The sequence below is a fragment of the Thermasporomyces composti genome, assembly GCF_003386795.1.
Lineage (GTDB): Bacteria > Actinomycetota > Actinomycetes > Propionibacteriales > Actinopolymorphaceae > Thermasporomyces > Thermasporomyces composti.
Map to the genome: position 1 here is coordinate 1,278,633 of NZ_QTUC01000001.1, position 17,382 is coordinate 1,296,014.

19 protein-coding genes are annotated in these 17,382 nt (G+C 70.0%); 7 read left to right on the forward strand and 12 right to left on the reverse strand.

Annotation, left to right across the window (positions count from 1 at the left end; translation table 11 throughout):
• Positions 1 to 138 precede the first annotated feature (138 nt).
• From DFJ64_RS05580 to rsmI, 7 genes are all read right to left on the reverse strand, one after another.
• Positions 139 to 1,050, reverse strand: coding sequence for a 4-(cytidine 5'-diphospho)-2-C-methyl-D-erythritol kinase (locus DFJ64_RS05580; protein ID WP_115849483.1), 912 nt, complete (start codon positions 1,048 to 1,050; stop codon positions 139 to 141).
• Entirely contained in the window at positions 1,047 to 1,973 is a 927-nt protein-coding gene (gene rsmA, locus DFJ64_RS05585; RefSeq protein ID WP_115849484.1) for a 16S rRNA (adenine(1518)-N(6)/adenine(1519)-N(6))-dimethyltransferase RsmA, read from the reverse strand. The genes DFJ64_RS05580 and rsmA overlap by 4 nt, the downstream gene beginning before the upstream one ends.
• A 63-nt stretch (positions 1,974 to 2,036) precedes the next feature.
• Positions 2,037 to 3,140, reverse strand: a complete 1,104-nt coding sequence (locus DFJ64_RS05590; RefSeq protein ID WP_170152508.1) for a resuscitation-promoting factor — start codon at positions 3,138 to 3,140, stop codon at positions 2,037 to 2,039.
• A 298-nt stretch (positions 3,141 to 3,438) separates the two neighbouring features.
• Positions 3,439 to 3,969, reverse strand: a complete 531-nt coding sequence (locus DFJ64_RS05595; RefSeq protein WP_115849486.1) for a DUF488 domain-containing protein — start codon at positions 3,967 to 3,969, stop codon at positions 3,439 to 3,441.
• Positions 3,970 to 4,024: 55 nt separating this feature from the next.
• The gene (locus DFJ64_RS05600) at positions 4,025 to 4,888 is read right to left on the reverse strand and encodes a TatD family hydrolase (RefSeq protein WP_115849487.1); all 864 of its coding nucleotides are present in this window, start codon (positions 4,886 to 4,888) and stop codon (positions 4,025 to 4,027) included.
• Complete coding sequence (gene metG, locus DFJ64_RS05605) at positions 4,885 to 6,501, reverse strand: methionine--tRNA ligase (RefSeq protein ID WP_115849488.1); 1,617 nt, start codon at positions 6,499 to 6,501, stop codon at positions 4,885 to 4,887. Before metG ends, DFJ64_RS05600 begins: the two co-directional genes overlap by 4 nt.
• A 29-nt stretch (positions 6,502 to 6,530) precedes the next feature.
• Positions 6,531 to 7,421, reverse strand: a complete 891-nt coding sequence (gene rsmI, locus DFJ64_RS05610; RefSeq protein WP_211310502.1) for a 16S rRNA (cytidine(1402)-2'-O)-methyltransferase — start codon at positions 7,419 to 7,421, stop codon at positions 6,531 to 6,533.
• Between the two features lie 116 nt (positions 7,422 to 7,537).
• On the opposite strand from rsmI, the gene DFJ64_RS05615 reads away from it, so the two are divergent.
• Complete coding sequence (locus DFJ64_RS05615) at positions 7,538 to 9,172, forward strand: dolichyl-phosphate-mannose--protein mannosyltransferase (protein WP_211310503.1); 1,635 nt, start codon at positions 7,538 to 7,540, stop codon at positions 9,170 to 9,172.
• A 226-nt stretch (positions 9,173 to 9,398) separates the two neighbouring features.
• Positions 9,399 to 10,025 carry a CBS domain-containing protein gene (locus tag DFJ64_RS05620; RefSeq protein ID WP_115849491.1) on the forward strand — a complete coding sequence of 209 codons (627 nt, stop codon included), beginning with the start codon at positions 9,399 to 9,401 and terminating at the stop codon, positions 10,023 to 10,025.
• A gap of 30 nt (positions 10,026 to 10,055) precedes the next feature.
• On the opposite strand, the gene DFJ64_RS05625 is transcribed toward DFJ64_RS05620, so the two are convergent.
• The 3 genes from DFJ64_RS05625 to DFJ64_RS05635 all read right to left on the reverse strand — a co-directional run bounded on the left by DFJ64_RS05625 (position 10,056) and on the right by DFJ64_RS05635 (position 13,108).
• A complete protein-coding gene (locus DFJ64_RS05625) occupies positions 10,056 to 10,541 on the reverse strand; it encodes a hypothetical protein (RefSeq protein WP_115849492.1) in 486 nt (161 codons plus the stop codon).
• Positions 10,542 to 10,862: 321 nt separating this feature from the next.
• Positions 10,863 to 12,299, reverse strand: coding sequence for a GuaB1 family IMP dehydrogenase-related protein (locus DFJ64_RS05630; protein ID WP_115851846.1), 1,437 nt, complete (start codon positions 12,297 to 12,299; stop codon positions 10,863 to 10,865).
• Positions 12,300 to 12,424: 125 nt separating this feature from the next.
• Positions 12,425 to 13,108 carry a TetR/AcrR family transcriptional regulator gene (locus tag DFJ64_RS05635; protein WP_115849493.1) on the reverse strand — a complete coding sequence of 228 codons (684 nt, stop codon included), beginning with the start codon at positions 13,106 to 13,108 and terminating at the stop codon, positions 12,425 to 12,427.
• Between the two features lie 185 nt (positions 13,109 to 13,293).
• On the opposite strand from DFJ64_RS05635, the gene DFJ64_RS20070 reads away from it, so the two are divergent.
• Positions 13,294 to 13,938: a CatB-related O-acetyltransferase gene (locus DFJ64_RS20070; protein ID WP_147304608.1), complete on the forward strand. Its 645-nt coding sequence runs from the start codon at positions 13,294 to 13,296 to the stop codon at positions 13,936 to 13,938.
• A 100-nt stretch (positions 13,939 to 14,038) separates the two neighbouring features.
• Here the strand turns inward: DFJ64_RS20070 and DFJ64_RS05645 are convergent, their stop codons facing one another.
• Positions 14,039 to 14,515 carry a MarR family winged helix-turn-helix transcriptional regulator gene (locus tag DFJ64_RS05645; protein ID WP_115849494.1) on the reverse strand — a complete coding sequence of 159 codons (477 nt, stop codon included), beginning with the start codon at positions 14,513 to 14,515 and terminating at the stop codon, positions 14,039 to 14,041.
• 91 nt (positions 14,516 to 14,606) lie between these two features.
• Here DFJ64_RS05645 and DFJ64_RS05650 point away from each other — a divergent pair, with 91 nt between their 5' ends.
• A complete protein-coding gene (locus DFJ64_RS05650) occupies positions 14,607 to 14,957 on the forward strand; it encodes an antibiotic biosynthesis monooxygenase family protein (RefSeq protein WP_170152509.1) in 351 nt (116 codons plus the stop codon).
• Complete coding sequence (locus DFJ64_RS05655; protein WP_115849496.1) at positions 14,954 to 15,619, forward strand: DsbA family oxidoreductase; 666 nt, start codon at positions 14,954 to 14,956, stop codon at positions 15,617 to 15,619. Before DFJ64_RS05650 ends, DFJ64_RS05655 begins: the two co-directional genes overlap by 4 nt.
• On the opposite strand, the gene DFJ64_RS05660 is transcribed toward DFJ64_RS05655, so the two are convergent.
• A complete protein-coding gene (locus DFJ64_RS05660) occupies positions 15,608 to 16,066 on the reverse strand; it encodes an ArsI/CadI family heavy metal resistance metalloenzyme (RefSeq protein ID WP_115849497.1) in 459 nt (152 codons plus the stop codon). The two genes, DFJ64_RS05655 and DFJ64_RS05660, sit on opposite strands and share 12 nt — an antisense overlap.
• A 118-nt stretch (positions 16,067 to 16,184) precedes the next feature.
• Between DFJ64_RS05660 and DFJ64_RS05665 the strand changes: the two genes are divergently transcribed.
• The gene (locus DFJ64_RS05665; protein WP_115849498.1) at positions 16,185 to 16,571 is read left to right on the forward strand and encodes an ArsR/SmtB family transcription factor; all 387 of its coding nucleotides are present in this window, start codon (positions 16,185 to 16,187) and stop codon (positions 16,569 to 16,571) included.
• A 361-nt stretch (positions 16,572 to 16,932) separates the two neighbouring features.
• Positions 16,933 to 17,340 (forward strand): YciI family protein, encoded by a 408-nt coding sequence (locus DFJ64_RS05670; RefSeq protein ID WP_115851848.1) that lies wholly within the window; start codon positions 16,933 to 16,935, stop codon positions 17,338 to 17,340.
• Positions 17,341 to 17,382 lie beyond the last annotated feature (42 nt).

Genomic DNA, 17,382 nt, shown 5'->3' on the forward strand with positions numbered 1-17,382 from the left:
CCGCCGAGTCGCGGGCCTTGGAGCAACCTTGCTGCATGGCTCGTCTCGCGCACAACAGGTTTCTCAAGCGTCCCGTGCCGCGGCGGCCCCTTCCTGGGCCATGACGTGTTGGGCGCGGCGTAGGCGACGCGCGGGTCGTCACTGCTCGGAGACGATGCGCGCGCCTGGGACCGGGCCGGTCGCGATCCGCACCGACGCGCACAGGCCCGACCCGGAGAGCCTCGCCGCGAGATCCGCCGCGTGGTCGGCGTCGCGAGCCAGGAAGGCGCAGGTCGGGCCGGACCCGGACACGATCGCGCCCACGGCTCCGTACTCCACGCCAGCACCGAGCAGGCCCGCCAGACGCGGCCGGCGCCGCAACGCCGCCGGCTGCAAGTCATTCGCGAGCGCCCGACCGACGCCTTCGGTGTCGCCGCTCCGCAGCGCGGCCATGAGCGGTCCAGGGACGCGAGGTGGGAGAACGACCAGGTCCCCGCGCATCCGGTCCAGCTCGGCGTAGACCTCGGGCGTCGACATCCCCTCGGTGTCCAGGCAGAAGACCCAGTTGTAGTGGCCACGCGCCAACGCCGGCGTCACCACCTCGCCATGGCCGGAGCCCACCGCTGTGCCACCGACCAAGCAGAACGGCACATCACTACCGAGTTCGGCGGCCAGCTCGACCAGTCGTGACCGGTCCAGTCCGGTGTTCCACAGGGCGTCGCAGGCGACGAGCGCCGCGGCGGCGTCGGAGCTGCCGCCCGCCATCCCACCCGCGACCGGGATCCCCTTGCGGATCTCGAAGCGGACACCGGCGTCGACGCCGGTCCGCTCCGCCAACAGCCTCGCCGCACGGATCGCGAGGTTGCTCGCGTCGACCGGAACCTGCGCGGCGCCCACACCGGTCACCGTCACCGTGAACTCGCCCGCCGGCGCGAGCGTCGCCCGCACATCGTCGAACAAGCTCACCGCCTGGTAGACGCAGGCCAGGTCGTGGAAACCGTCGGGACGGCGCGGGCCGACCATGAGCGCGAGGTTCACCTTGGCCGGCGTGCGGACGACCACCACACTCACGGTCGCTCGTTCCTCTCTGTGGACGACATACCCCGGTCCAACGCTTCCGCGATCCGCGCGAACGCCTCGATGTCCAGCCGTTCGCCACGCGTGGACGGATCCACACCGGCCGCCCGCAAGGCTTCTTCGGCCCTCGCCGGTGAACCAGCGAGGTGTGCGAGCGCGGAGCGCAACGTCTTCCGGCGTTGACCGAAGGCGGCGTCGACGATCTGGAAGACACGCTCGCGGGAGGCGGTCGTGCGCGGCGGCTCACGGCGGGTGAAGGCGACCAGGCCCGAGTCAACGTTCGGCTGTGGCCAGAAGATGCTCCGACCGACGAGGCCAGCTTGTCGAACGTCGGCGTACCACGCCACTTTGACGCTCGGCGCTCCGAAGATCTTCGAACCAGGCGTCGCTGTCAAACGCTCGGCCACCTCCACCTGGACCATCACCAACCCGTGACGGACGGAGGGAAGCCGCTCCAGCACCTCCAGCAGGACCGGCACCGCGACGTTGTAGGGAAGGTTGGCGACGAGTGCGGTCGGCATCACCGGTCCCTCTGGTCCGGGCACCGCGAGCGCGGACGCGGGGATGTCCTGGAGCCGCGTGGCATCGGCGACGATGACCGACAGACGCTCGGCTCGGTCAGGGGCGTAACGTCGGACCGTCTCCGGGAGCGCCTTGGCGAGGACCTCGTCGATCTCGACGGCGACGACGTGCCTGGCCACCTCCAGCAGAGCCAACGTCAGCGAGCCGAGGCCTGGACCCACCTCGAGGACGACGTCCTCGGGACCGATCCCCGACGCCCGAACGATGCGCCGGACGGTGTTGGGGTCGGTGACGAAGTTCTGGCCTCGCTGCTTCGTCGGACGAAGCTGAAGCCGCCGAGCCAGCGAACGCACGTCTGCTGGCCCGAGCAGCCCGACGGAGGTCTCCTCGCTCACGCCGGAACGCTACCGGGTCCCCCGGTACGTACGTGTCGACCGCCAGGGTCGTCACCAACAGCGTCAGGTGAACAGGCGACTCCCGCACACCGGCCACTGTCCGGCACCGGCCCTCTTGTAGAGCAGCTTGGCGCGGTAGGTCTGCTCCTCCGGTGAGGCGTCGATCGGATTGCCGGTGCCTCCGACGGACCGCCAGGTGGGCAGCGAGAACTGGTAGAGGCCGTAGTAGCCGGCCGGGTTGACCGCCCTGGGGTTTCCGCCCGACTCGCACTGGGCGAGCGCCGCCCAGTTCAGGTCATCGACGCCACCGCCGACCCGTCCACTACTCGAGGGTCGTTCCTTGGTGCCGACCACGACGATCTTGTCGACCGGCTTGGCGAGCACCCGCTCGGACAGAACCTCGACCTTGGCCTTGCGGCCGTCGACGTAGGTGACGCGCAGGACGCGCGCCCTGGTGCCGGGCTCCCCCGCACGCTCGACGCGGCTCTCGTCCTCATACATCGAGGAGTCGGTCCGGCGGATCGTCTTGAACGGGATGCGCTGGGTCACCGACTGCGTCGTGACCTTGATCCGGGTGATCGTGATCGTGTCGCCGTCCTCGAGCTGGGTCGGCGCCGGCGGCCGCACACGGTCGTCGGAGTCGACCCGGAGCCCGGCGGCCGCGAGCGCGTCGCGGACGGTGAGGACGGGTGCGGACAACGTCGTGGTGGTCTTGTCGTGCTTGATGGTGATGTCCTTGAGCGTCCTCAGCTCGACGTCCAGCCCACGGCGCGCGATGCCCATGGACCGGCTCACCGACAGCGTCCCGCCCGTGGCGCGTACTCCGAGGTCCTCGAGGGCTTGCCCGACGTTGCGCGCCGTCACCCAGTGGGTGCGGGTCTCGCCGTCGATGGTGAGCGTGAGAGGACGTGCGTACCGGACGGCGATGCGAGTGCCGTCGCTGATCGAGGCGGAGGGTGCCGGTGCCACCACGTCACGTGGGCCGACCGAGATGTCGGCCTCCCGAAGGGCGTCGGCCACCGTGGAGCCGAAGGTATGGTGGGTCTGGACTCTGCCGTCAACGGAGATGGTGACGGCCTTGTCGAGCGCCGCGTACACCGCGCCTCCGATCCCCAGCGCACCGAGGATCCCGAGGCCGATGGCGGCGACCAGTCTCTTGCTTCGCACGCTGCTCCGATGCTCGAAGGTTCCGGGCACGGGGCTCGAAGCGGCGACCGGCGGGGTGCCCCACACCCGCACCGGACACCGGTCATCGGACCGGCACGGTGGGTACGGCATCCCCCTGGTAAGCCGCCCGAGGCCACCCGACCCCGGCCAGCGTGTCGCGACACTAATCGAGCATCCGGCATCGAGCAACCCAGTGTGAAAATTGTCAGTCGAAAATATTACTCTGCGTAATCAGAGCGCCATGATGTCGTGAGAACGACGGCGAGCACAGCGGCTCCGCGTCCGCTCTTGGTCGTCGTCACAACCGCTCCTGCCCGGCGTCGTACACGAGGCCATCGTCGGCCCGGCGGGCCAGCTCGCTCGGTTCGTGCCGAACCAGCCGACCGTCGTGAAAGAGGTGCCAGACATCGACGTCGCGCACCAGCACGAGGTAGTCGGCGACCATCTGGCGATGGCAGCGCCACCACACCGCCTCCGCGCACATGACCGCCGTCCGCTGCTGGCTCGCCTCGCTGAGCAGGTCATCGATCGCCGCCGCGAACTCGGCCGAGCGCATGTGCGCGGCGTACCCCGCGAACGCACGGTGCCGCAACGCGACGTCAGGGCTGTCGGCGGGCGCCTTCCGCCAGCCGCCGAGGCGGCGTTCCCACCGGTAGCTAATGCCGTGCGCGGGCAGCCACTCCTCGAGCGCGGCGCGGGCGACGTGGGGGTTGCGCCGACTGCCCGGTGCGGTGCGGATGTCGACCAGCCGCTCGACCCTCGCGTCCCGAAGCAGGTCGACGATCCGGTCAGCGCTCGCGGTGCCGTGCCCGAAGGTGAGAACCTCCACCGCACCCCCTGCGCTGGTCCCCGGCGCCGCGACCCCTCGTCCCAGGACTCCCGTCTCAGGCGGCTTCCCAGCTGCCGAAGACCTCCTCGGTCGCGGCCGCGATCGCCGCGCACAGGGTCTCCTCGTCGACGTCCTTCACCCGCGCCATACACCGCACGGTGAGGGGGATGAGGTAGCTGGCGTTCGGCCGACCTCGGTACGGCACCGGCGTGAGGTACGGGGCGTCCGTCTCGACCAGGAGCCGCTCGAGGGGGACGACGGCGAGCGCGTCCCTCAAGTTCTGGGCGTTCTTGAACGTCACGTTGCCCGCGAACGACAGGTAGTAACCACGCCGGACACACTCCCGCGCCATCGCTGGGTCGCCCGAGAAGCAGTGCATGAGCACCCGGTCAGGTGCGCCCTCCTCGGCCAACACCCGCAGGACGTCCTCGTGGGCGTCGCGGTCGTGGATCACCAGCGTCCGGTCGTACTGCTTGGCCAACGCGATGTGGGCGCGGAACGCCTCCTCCTGGACCTTCCAGCCCTCCTCGGTGGTCCGGAAGTGATCCAGGCCGGTTTCGCCGACCGCACGGACCCGGGGATTCGACCGGACGAGCTCCTCGATCTCCGCGAGCGCGGCGTCCAACTGCCCAGCGGCCGCAAGGCGAGGGGCCTCGTTGGGATGCAACGCGACCCCCGCCAGCAGGGCGGGGTGTCGGGTCGCCGCGTGCGACGCCCACCGAGCGCCGCGCACGTCGCAGCCGATCTGGACGACGCGCGGAACCCCGACCGCCGCTGCCCGCTCCACGGCCGCCTCGACGGCCGCCCAGTCGTCAGGCCCTTCCGCGATGTCGAGGTGACAGTGGGAGTCGGCCACCGGGACCGGCAACGGCTCCGGAGGCTCCGGTCGCCCACCGCGGCGGCTCGACGCCTGCGTCACGACGTCTCGGACTCCTCGATCCGCGGGAACAACGGCTCACCCTTGGTGAGCACAGACCCCGGCGGCAGGATGCCCCACCGACCCGCGTTGGTGAGCGGCTGAGCCTCGATCGGACCGAGGTCGGACTCCGCGCCGAGCTGCTTCCACAGCGTGGTGGTGGCCTTCGGCATGAACGGATGGTGGAGCACCGCGATGCCCCGCAGCGCCTCGGCGGCCGTGTAGAGGATGGTGGCGAGGCGCTCCTGAGCCTGCGGGGAGTCGTCCTTGGCGACCTTCCACGGCTCCTGCTCGGTGAGATAGCCGTTGACCGCGTCGACGAGCTCGTCGATCGCCGCGAGCGCCTCGTGGAACCGAAGCCCCACCACCGCGTCGTCGGCCACCCGCACGGTCTCGGCCAGCTTGTCGGCGATCGCCTGCTCGGCCGGTCCGACGCTGGCGGCGGCCGGGAGCACGCCGCCGAAGTAGCGCCCCACCATCGCGGTCACCCGCGCGGCGAGGTTGCCCAACCCGTTGGCCAACTCGGAGGAGTAGACGGCGCTCAGGTGCTCCCACGAGAACGAGCCGTCGGAGCCGAACTGGATCGCCCGCAGGAAGTAGTAGCGCAGCGCGTCGGCGCCGAAGGTGTCGACGATCTGGCTGGGCGCGATGCCGGTCAGCTTCGTCTTGCTCATCTTCTCCCCGCCCACGAGCAGCCAGCCGTGGGCGAAGACGGTCTTCGGCAGCGGAAGGCCCGCCGCCATGAGCATCGCCGGCCAGATGACCGCGTGGAAGCGGAGGATGTCCTTGCCGACCAGGTGGACATCGGCCGGCCACAGCCGCTTGAACAGCAGCGGATCGGTGCGATACCCGGCCGCGGTGACGTAGTTGAGGAGAGCGTCGATCCAGACGTAGAGGACGTGGTCATCGTCCCACGGCACGGGGATACCCCAGTCGAACGTCGACCGGGTGATCGAGAGGTCCTGCAACCCCTGCTTGACGAACGCGATGACCTCGTTGCGAGCGCTCTCCGGCTGGATGAACTCCGGATGCTTCTCGTAGTGGTCGAGCAGCTTCTCGGTGTACTCCGAGAGCCGGAAGAAGTAGTTGGTCTCCGACAGCATCTCGACCGGACGACCGTGCACCGGGCACAGGCGCGCGCCGTCCTCCCCCTCCACCAGCTCCGAGGGGATCTTGAACTCCTCGCAGCTGACGCAGTAGGGCCCCTCGTAGGTACCCGGGTAGACCTGACCGGCGTCGTACAGATGCTGCCAGAACTCCCGGACCCGCTCGGTGTGCCGGCTCTCGGTGGTTCGGATGAAGTCGTCCGGACTCGCCTCGATCGTGTCGAGCACCGGCTTCCAGGCGCTCTCCACCAGCCGGTCGGCCCACTCCCGGGGCCGCATGCCCTTGGCCTCGGCACTGCGCATGACCTTCTGGCCGTGCTCATCGGTGCCGGTGAGGAACCACACCGACTCGCCGCGCTGCCGATGCCACCGGGCCAGGACGTCGGCCGCGACAGTGGTATAGGCATGCCCGATATGCGGCGCGTCGTTCACGTAGTAGATCGGGGTCGTGACATAGAACGCCTTGCCTTCGCCGGCGTTCGGGCGCTGCTTCGCGGCGGCATCCTCCATATGCGCGATCCTAGGGACTCCTGTCACACTCACTCGACCGGGTCAGGGTTTCGCGGTGAGTCACCGCGTTCGCGGGCGGTGACGACCGCTGCGTAGACCTCGCGCCTCCGCACACCAGTCTCGCGCGCCACGTCGGCGATCGCGTCCCGCTGGGTGGCGCCGTCGGCCACGCGGGCGGCGACCAGGCGAGCGAGCTCCGCTTCGTCGACCGCGGCCGGCGCTGTCGCCGGTGCCCCTCCGACCACGACGGTCACCTCGCCGCGCACCCCCTGGCGAGCCCAGTCGAGCAGGTCGGCGAGCGAGCCGCGGCGCACCTCCTCGTGCATCTTGGTGAGCTCGCGGCAGACGGCAGCCGGGCGGTCCGCGCCGAAGGCCTCGACCATCGCCTCCAAGGTCGCCGCCAGCCGGTGCGGCGCCTCGAAGAAGACCATCGTGCGGCGCTCCTCCGCCAGCTCGCGCAGCCGTGTCCGCCGCTCACCCGCCTTGCGGGGAAGGAACCCCTCGAAGCAGAACCGGTCGACCGGCAGGCCGGAGACCGCCAAGGCCGTGGGCACCGCCGACGGGCCCGGGACGGCGGTGACCGGAATCCCCGCGTCGATCGCAGCCGTCACCAGCCGAAACCCCGGGTCGGAGACCGACGGCATCCCGGCGTCGGTGACCACGACGACCTGGAGCCCGGAGCGCAGCGCCTCCACGAGCTCGCGGGTTCGACGCGCCTCGTTGCCCTCGAAGTACGAGACGATCCGTCCCTTCGCGGTGACACCTAGCCCGGCCAGCAGTCGGGACAGCCGACGGGTGTCCTCCGCGGCGATGATGTCGGCCTCGGCGAGCGTGCTCCGCAGCCTCGGCGAGGCGTCGTCGAGCGTCCCGATCGGGGTCGCGGCCAAGACCAGGACGCCGGCGCCGTCACCGGCCGGCACCTCGCCGCCCTCCTCTCGGTCGCGAGCGGACAGGTCGCACAGCAGCCGTCACCGCCCCATCGTCCCACCCGGAGTGGCGCCCGCATCGCCCGACCGAGGTCCGTACGATGGCCCGGATGACGACCACGGCCTCCGATCACCTAGGCGAGTCGTCCTCCGGCCCTCCGGACGCGTGGGTCGTGGCGGGCCGCGACGTCGACGGCCGCCCGCTGCCGTCCCTGCGCCAGCGTCTGTGCCCTCCCATGCCGGAGGACCGGCCGTGGGACTGGCTCGGGCCCGTGCTCGTCGCCCTCTTCGCCGGCCTGGTGCGGCTGTGGGACCTCGGTCGGCCGGCGAGGTTCGTCTTCGACGAGACCTACTATCCCAAGGACGCCTTCGGCCTGCTGCGCTTCGGCGTCGAGCAGCAGTTCGTCGACAAGGCCAACGAACGCATCCTCGCCGGCGACCTGGACGTCTTCGCCGGTCCAGCGTTCGTGGTCCACCCGCCCGCCGGCAAGTGGATGATCGCCCTCGGCGAGTGGGTGTTCGGCATGAACCCGTTCGGCTGGCGCATCGCGGTCGCCCTCCTCGGCACGGTGTCCGTGCTCGTCATGGCGCGCGCGGTCCGTCGGCTGACCCGATCCACGCTCCTCGGCTGCTTGGCCGGGTTCCTGCTGGCCATCGACGGTCTTCACCTGGTCGAGAGCCGCATCGCCCTGCTCGACCTGCCGACGATGGCCTGGACACTCTTCGCCTTCGCGGCCCTCCTCGTCGACCGAGACTGGGCGCGGCGACGACTGGCCGACGCGGTGGAGCCGGACGGCCAGGTTCCGCCGGACGGCTGGGGCCCACCTCTGCTGTGGCGGCCGTGGCGGCTGGTCGCTGGCCTGTGCTTCGGTGTCGCGGTCGCGACGAAGTGGAACGCCGCGGTGGTGCTCGCCGCGTTCGGCCTGCTCACCTGGGCGTGGGACATCGGTGCCCGCCGCGCGATCGGAGTGGCTTTCGACCGACTCTCCAGCTGGATCCGGCTGGCCCTCGACACGCTGGTCGCGTTCGTCACCGTCGTGGGCAGCGCGCTGGTCGTCTACATCGCCTCGTGGGCCGGTTGGTTCGCCTCCCCCCACGGCTACGGACGTCACTGGGCCGAGTCCAACCCCGCGAGCGGCCTCGCGAGCCTCGTGCCCGACGCGCTGCGCTCGCTGTGGCACTACCACGCCGAGATCATGTACTTCCACACCACCCTGACCGACGAGCACCAGTACGCCTCGTCGCCGTGGGGCTGGCTCATCGTGGCCCGGCCGGTGTCGTTCGACTGGGTCGACAACATCGGTCCCGACCAGGGGTGTCCCACCGACCGCTGCGTCCAGGAGATCCTCGGCATCGGCACGCCGGTGCTCTGGTGGGGCGCGGTCCTCGCCCTGGTGGCGAGCTTGGTCTGGTGGCTGGGCGCACGGGACTGGCGGTTCGGCGTTCCTGTGGTGGGCGTCGCCGCCACCTGGCTGCCGTGGTTCCTCTACACCGACCGGCCCATCTTCTACTTCTACGCGGTCATGATCCTGCCGTGGCTAGTCATCGCGGTCACCCTGGTCTGCGGCAAGCTGCTCGGGCCTGAGGACGCGTCCCCGCGACGACGCGTGTGGGGCGCGGCGGCGGTCGGCGGGTTCACCTTGCTCGTGCTGGTGAACTTCGCCTACCTGTATCCCATCCTCACCGACCAGGTGATTCCGTACGAGGACTGGCTGCGGCGGATGTGGTTCCGCTCCTGGGTCTAGCGCTGTCTCGTCACGGCTGTCGCCGCTCGGATCGACCCTTTCCACAGAGGACCTTCGGCCCTACGTCGTCCACGCATCGACGGCGAAGGTGGCAGGTGCGCGCGAGGTGTCCGACATACCTCGCCGCTGGCCGTTCTAGGCGGAGGGCGGCCGACATGGCGCTTGCCTCGCTGTGGTGAGCGTCCGCGGAGGAACGGCAACCGATCGCGCGGAAGAGGGCCGGAGAATGCACGCCTCGATCGGCGACCGAATCATCGTTCAGACCGAAACCCTCGGCAAGACTCCGCGTCAAGGCACCGTCGAGGAGGTCTTGGCCGGATACGACGCCGAGCACTACCGCGTCCGTTGGGACGACGGTCATGAGTCGCTTCTCTTCCCCGGGCCGGACACTCGGGTACTCAAGCCGGCCGAGTCGACGAGCGGGACCGTCATACCGGAGCAGCGTCAGGCTCCCCGGCCCAGCGCGCCGACGCCCGACGATCCGGTACGGCGCATCATGGGAGCCCCGCTCATCACCGTCGACGCCCACGACAGTCTCCGCAACGCCGCCCGCACGATGGCCTACGCCGACGTGGGCGCGCTGGTCGTCCTCAGCGACGAGGTCACTCCGCTCGGCATCGTGTGCGAGCGGGACATCGTGCGCGCCCTGGCCAGCGAAGGGGACCCCGACGAGGTGTGGGCCGCGGACGCAATCGGCGCGGACACGGTGTGGGCCGATCCTTCCGACTCCATCGCGGACGTGGCACGGCTCATGCGGGATTCCGGAGCTCGGCACGTCCCGGTGCACGTCCAGGACGCCGTGGTCGGGATGGTGTCCATGCGCGACGTCCTTGACGTGATGGGGCGCCGATGAGTGCCGGCCTGCTGGTCTCAGCCGGCCGGGTCACGGGCGCTCCCGCGTCCTGTCGCTGGCCCGGCGCCCCAGTTCGGCGCGGACCATCCGGGCCACCGCCGCGACCGCGGCGTCCGCGACCGGCGAAGCGGGATGCTCGACCGCCTCGTCCTGGTCAGGCTGGCCGACCTCGACGGAGAAGATGACGACTCTCCGCGGCAGGCCGGACGCCGCCAGGAGGCTGAGCACCCCGATCCCGGCGTGAGCGCCGGGACCGCCCCCGGCGCCGACCTCCAACACGGTCTGGCGCACCATCCCGGCCAGCCCACCATGGGAGATCCCCTCGATGACCACGAGGCGGTCGAGGTGGGGGATGCTGTCCCACAGCCGACCGGGAACCGTCGTCTCGGTTCGCAAACAGACGTCGTCGAGTTCGTCCACTGAGTCGGCTGCGAGGAGCTCGACCACTCGGGGACCGATCGACCACGGGCGCCGGGTCGTGCCACCGATTCCCACGACGAGGGTGGACATGGCCATCCCCTCTCCCGCGCGAGCCCGCGGCAGGGCGAGCTCGTCGACGACGTCGACAACCCTGCCACGGCAGGACCCTGCCGGTGAAACGAGGAAAACCTCTTCGGCGCGCCAGGTCGGACACTACCTCGTACCCCCCGCTGCCCGAGCCAGCGCCGAAGAGGTTTCCCTTGTCCCTTACTTCACCATTGCGGGGGTGCGGCCGCGCAGAGCCATTAGTCCTGGAAGCCGGTGACGTTCGGGTGCGCACGGTCGGTCACTGCGTCACTACCAGGCATGGCGGTCAGAACGCTCGTGCCGGACGTACCGCAGCGGAGCCGGCCCTCGTCACCAGCTGGTCTCGAGCGGCATGCCCTCGGCGAAGCCGGCGTGGGTCTGGACGCCGACGACCGCACGGGCGTGGAACTCCTCGAGGTTCGCCGCGCCGACGTAGGTGCACGCACTACGGACCCCGGCGACGATGGTGTCGATCACGTCCTCGACGCTGGGACGCTCGGGGTCGAGGTACATTCGCGCGCTGGAGATGCCCTCTTCGAACAGGCCTTTGCGGGCCCGTTCGAACGGCGTGTCGGACGCCGTCCGCAGGCGCACCGCACGGGCCGACGCCATGCCGAAGCTCACCTTGTACATCCGGCCCTGGTTGTCGCGCTGCACATCGCCGGGCGACTCGTACGTGCCGGCGAACCACGAGCCGATCATCACGTTGGACGCGCCCGCCGCCAGGGCCAACGCGACGTCCCGCGGGTACCGGACACCGCCGTCGGCCCAGACGTGCTTGCCGAGCTCGCGCGCCCGGGTGGCGCACTCCAACACGGCGGAGAACTGCGGACGTCCCACCGCGGTGCGCATCCGGGTGGTGCACATGGCACCGGGACCGACGCCCACCTTGACGATGTCGGCCCCCGCCTCCACGAGGTCCGTCACACCCTCGGCGGTGGTGACGTTGCCGGCGACCACGGGGACCGGAGGCGACAGGGCGCGGACTCGCCTGAGCACCTCGAGCATGCGCTCCTGGTGGCCGTGTGCGGTGTCGATGACGAGCACGTCGATCCCGGCGTCGAGCAACGCCTTGGCCTTGGCCTCGACGTCCCCGTTGATGCCGATCGCGGCGGCCACGCGCAGCCTGCCCTGGGCGTCGACTGCCGGCCGGTAGAGGGAAGCGCGCAGCGCCCGCTGGCGGGTGAGGATGCCGACGATCCGACCGTCGCCGTCGACGACCGGCGCGAGCCGGTGCCGGCCGCTGTGGAGAGCGTCGAAGGCCTCCTCGGCCGCGATCCCCGCGGGAAGCGTCAGCAGCTCGGTCGACATGACGCTGCTGAGCTGTGTGTAGAGGTCGACGCCTTCACAGTCGGCCTCGGTCACCACGCCCACGGCCCGACCGTCTTCGACGACGATGACGGCGCCGTGGCCACGCTTCGGCAGGAGGTTGAGCGCTTCACCGACCGTCCCGGTCGGCGCCATCGTGATCGGCGTGTCGTAGACGGTGTGGCGTGACTTGACCCAGGACACGACCTCAGCCACGACATCGACCGGAATGTCTTGTGGGATGACGGCCATTCCCCCGCACCGGGCGATCGTCTCGGCCATCCGGCGGCCGGACACCGCCGTCATGTTGGCCGCGACGACTGGGATCGTGGTCCCGCTGCCGTCGTTGGTGGCGAGGTCGACGTCGAGCCGGGAGGCCACCGCGGAGCGGTTGGGGACGAGGAACACGTCACTGTAGGTGAGGTCCTGCTCGGGAACCCGGTCGTGAAGGAAGCGCACGTCCACCTCTCAGCGGGCGGTCCGGTTGGGATCGACGAGCACCTGGGACGCCGGCCACCGCACGCGGAGCCCGACCTCAGGTGCAGCTGTCGCAACACTATGAGGTCTGTCGGAACACTACGAGGTTACGTCGGGCGTTCGGCAGGTGGACGGACTGCCCGGGACGAACCGGACGCTCGGCTCCCGCGACGGTCGTCGCCGCTAGGCGGACCGAAGACGCCGGCACGGGCGGCGCGGGCGGCGGCCCGCGCGGCACGGACGGCAACGTCATGGTCGACGGGTTCACGGGTGAGGAGGAGCCGGTAGTACAGCGGGGCGACGGTCGCGCGGATCACCTCGTCGGCCTCGGTCTGCGGTGGAAGCTCGCCACGATCGATCGCTCGAGTCACGACGACGGCGGCCTGGGCGTGTCGCGCGGCGAAGAACTCCGCGAGCGCGTCCGCGGCCACCCGCGACCGGGAGGCCGCCCGAATGGCGGCCATCGACATGGCCCCGACGTGCGGGTCGGTGAACGTATCGACGACGAGTGCCGCGAGGCCGCGGAGGTCGCCGTCGAGTGAGCCGGTGTCGGGAACGGGCCACGGTTCACGGGCCGCGTGCCGCAACGCGTCGGCGACCAGCCCGTCCACTCCGCCCCACCGACGGTAGATCGTCGCCTTGTGAACCCCGGACCGGGCCGCCACGCCCTCGACGGTCAGCTGGTCATACCCGTGTTCGGCCAGCTCCTCGAAGGTCGCCGCGACGACAGCCGCGCGCACCCGGGCGGTGCGTCCACCCGGTCGCGTCGAACGAGGCGCACCGGTCGCCACGTCGGCTCCTCCGGGTAGGTCGGACGGCGAGGTCGTGGACAGGGCACGGCGCTCGCGCGCAATCGGGTTGCACGGGAGAGGGCTGTCTGGCAGCGTTCAGCTTAACGCGACTCCAGTCGCAATTAGCTCTCACCGTCCGACGGGTTCGGTACTCGTGGACGACGCTCAAGGAGGCCCGGTCACCGATGCCCGTGATCCCCGACCCCACGACCCGCCATCCCGTCCCGGGCCAGCGGCGGGTGGTGTTCTTGCGGTCCGTCGTCACCGACCCACGCGTCGAGGTCGGCGACTTCACCTACTACGACGATCCCGACGGCGCGACGAACTTCTGCGAACGCAACGTGCTCTACGCCTACGGGCCCGAGCGGCTCCGCATCGGGAAGTACTGCGCCCTCGCTACCGGGACCCGATTTCTCATGGCCGGTGGGGCCCATCCCACGGTCGGTGTCTCCACATTCCCGTTCACGATGTTCGGCGGCGAGTGGGCCGATCGGACGCTCGACGTGGTGACGTCCCTGCCCAGCAAGGGCGACACGATCGTCGGCAATGACGTGTGGTTCGGGTACGGCGCCCTCGTCATGCCCGGTGTTCGCATCGGGGACGGCGCCATCATCGGCGCGGGATCGGTCGTCACCTCCGACGTTCCGCCGTACGCCGTCGTCGCCGGAAACCCGGCGCGCATCGTCCGGCAGCGCTACGACGACGCCGATGTGGAGCGCCTGCTCCGCGCCGCGTGGTGGAACTGGCCCGTGGAGGTCGTGACTGAGCACGTCCGGACGATCATGGCCGGCACGCCCGCCGACATCGAGAAGATCGCCACATCGTTGTGAGACCTGGGGGTGCCGTCCGTCACGGAGCGGGCGGCGCCACGTCGCCGCAGGAGCCTTATCTCAACGGCGCCGACGCGGCGGGCGCGGCCTGCGGAACCGATCAGAGACCGCACTCGAACTCGGTGAGCCGAGCGGGGTTGGCGGCCGCGAGTCGATCGAGCGCCTTGGCGATCGTTCGCAGCTCTTCGGTGTCGAGATGGTCGGCGAAGAAGGTGGAGACCACCGCGTCGACGACGGGTTGTGCGGCGGCGAGTTTCTCCCGACCCGCGGGAGTGAGCTCCGCCCAGGTGGCCCGCCGGTCCGTGGGACTGCTGGTGCGGGCGACGAGGGAGTCCTTCTCCAGCTTGGCGACCAGACGAGTGGTGCCGCTGCGCGAGATCATCAACTCGTCCGCCAGGGGCGCCATGCGAAGACGTCCACCGGCCCGATCGAGAGCCGCCAGGACCTCGCGCTCGAAGTACGTGATGCCGAGCTTGGCGCGCAGCTGGTGGTTGAGGTGGGCGAACAACAGCGTGTCGGCGCGGTACAGCGCGCGCCACGCCGCCAACTGCGCCCGGGTCGCCCGCGTGGTCACCACGTCCTGAGCCTACAGACCAACTGTTGACACGTGAACTATCGGCACCTATCGTTCACATGAGAATTGTTCACATGCGAACTATGGAGATCTCGTGACCCATGCCGGGTTGTGGACCGTCCTGGAGCACCGGGTCGAGGGCGACGACGCCCAGCGAGCACTCATCGACGCGCTCGCTGTCGTCCACGAGCGCTGGCTGCCCAGGTTCCCCGGCTACCACTCGACCCAATTCCTCGCCAGCCCAGACGGCCGCCGCGTGCTCAGCATCGTGCGCTGGACGAGCGAGGCCGACCTCGCGAGCTTCGAAGCCTCTGGCGACCACCAGGCCGTCATGGCCGACGTCGAGGCCGCGCTCGCGACGGTCCCTGGCCTGCTCGACGCCAACCTCAGTCGCTTCCATCCCGTGCGCCAGGTCCAGGCCCTGACCGACCCCACCCGACCATGACCCAACCCGTCCCAGCAGCCAACGGCCGCGTCGACGTCTACTTCGACGTCATCTGCCCCTGGTGCTACATCGGCCACCGTCGCGTGCGGACCGCGCTCGCCGCCATGCCGGACGACAGACGCCCGCTCGTCGTTTGGCGAGCGTTCGAGCTCGGGCCGGATCTCGGCCGGGTACCCGGCACGACCGCGGCAGAGCAGATGGCCGCGGAGTCGTGGTGGGGCCCGGACGCCACCGCGAGAATCGCTCACATTCGCGGCGTCGGCGCAGCTGAAGGGCTGCGGCTCAACCTCCACCTCGCCCGACCGGTCAACTCCTTCGACGCTCACCGGCTGGTCAAGCTCGCCGCCGCGCGTGGCCGCGTCGACCATGTCCTCGAGGCCGTGATGCGGGGCTACCACACCGACGGCCTCAACATCGCCGACCATGCCGTCCTCGAACGCATCGGTGCCGCGAGCGGACTGGACCGCGACGACATCCGCGCCATGCTGAACGGGGACACCTTCGCCGTGGACGTGCGAGCCGACGAGCGTCTCGCCCAGCGCATGGGAGTCGTCTCAGTCCCTTCTCTCGTGGTCGGCGGCCGACCACCAGTCAGCGGCGTTCTGGCCGCTGACGCGCTGCGGCGAATCCTTTCCACCGCGACCTCGGTGTCAGCACCCTGACGCACACGCCGGCGCCTGTTGGGTGGCCGAGGTCTGAGCGGTAGCCGAGGCGCAGCAAGCAGCGGTCTTCTCCAGCCGGTCAGAGTCGGCCTTCACGGTGTAGAACTCCCACGGTTCACCACCGGGTCCGCGTACCCAGACCTTGTCCTGGAGGGCGTAGCAGCACTCCGTGTCCTTCTCCTCCACCGCGACCAGGCCAGCGTCGGAAAGACGCTTGGTCGCGGCGTCGACGTCGTCGGTGCTGAACACCTCCACGCCCAGGTGGTCCATGACGGTGGGCTGGTCAGGCTCACCCTCGAGAAGCACCAGCTTCAAGGGCGGGTTCTCAACGGCGAAGTTGGCGTAGCGGGGACGACGCTTGGCCGGCTCCACTCCGAACAACGTCGTGTAGAAGGCGACGGACCGATCGAGGTCGGACACGCGCAGGGCGAGCTGGACACGAGACATGACGTTCCCCTCACGAGCTCGGCGGTCGTCGGACGATCACGACACCGCTGTCTAGAAGTTCATCGAATCAATGCCTCGCAGCATGGCACCCTGCTTTGAAGTTTGTCAAGATAGAGGCATGTCGAAACAATGGTTGCCGATGGTGGACCTCAACGCGGTGGCCTGCTGCCCTCCGCTCGCAGCCCGCCCACTCGAGGCGGAACAAGCGGCGCTCATCGCCCCGATGTTCAAGGCCCTCGGCGACCCAGTCCGGCTACGACTGATGTCGATGATCGCGTCAGTGCCGGAAGTGTGCGTCTGCGATCTGACCGCGGCCTTCGACCTGTCCGGGCCGACCATCTCCCACCACCTCAAGGTGCTGCGAGAGGCCGGCCTCGTCGACGCCGAGCGGCGCGGCACCTGGGTGTGGTACCGCGTGAAGCCGGACGCGCTTCGCCAGCTCAGCGCACTGCTCGACGTCTCCTCTACCACTCGGGTGCGCGCCCGAACGACGAGCCGCCCGTGATTGCGGCACGGCTCGACCGTCTCGTCCGGCAGGTCCTGCTCAGGCCTCCGCGGTGACGAGGGATTCGAGCACAGTGGCGATTACGTGCTCAGAACGCCATCTCGTGGCTAAGGAACGCTGGCGCGACCGAGTGGCGGAGGCACGCGACCGCGAGTCCCGCTCACGGTGACGGGACAGGCCGGGCCTCTCGTATCGGTCACATCACCGCCGGTGCGCCGTGCCTCGTCGTCGCTCTTGGTGCAACCTCGCCGCGTGTGGTCTCATCGAACGCGGATGCTTCGAGGCCATGTCGAGGAACTGCGTGCGGCTCCGTTCCCGGAGTGACCACCCACGAGGGCCCTACCGCCCGAAGGAGGACATGATGGCCAAGTACCTGCTCCTCAAGCACTACCGGGGCGCGCCAGCACCGGTCAACGACGTGCCGATAGACCAGTGGACGCCGGAGGAGGTCGCGGCCCACCTCCAGTACATGAGCGACTTCGCCGATCGACTCAAGGACACCGGCGAGTTCGTCGACGCCCAGGCGCTGGCACCGGAGGGGACGTTCGTCCGCTACGGCGGCGACGGCCAGCCGCCGGTCGTTGCCGGCCCATTCGCGGAGACCAAGGACCTGATCGCCGGCTGGATGGTGATCGACGTCGAGAGCTACGACCGCGCGCTCGAACTGGCCGCCGAGCTGTCCGCGGCTCCGGGCGCGGGTGGACGGCCGATCCACGAATGGCTGGAAGTGCGCCCATTCCTGACAGTGCCGCCCACCCCCACCACGTGACCCACTAACACGGCAAGGCTCCCTTGCTCACGTCCGACCGTG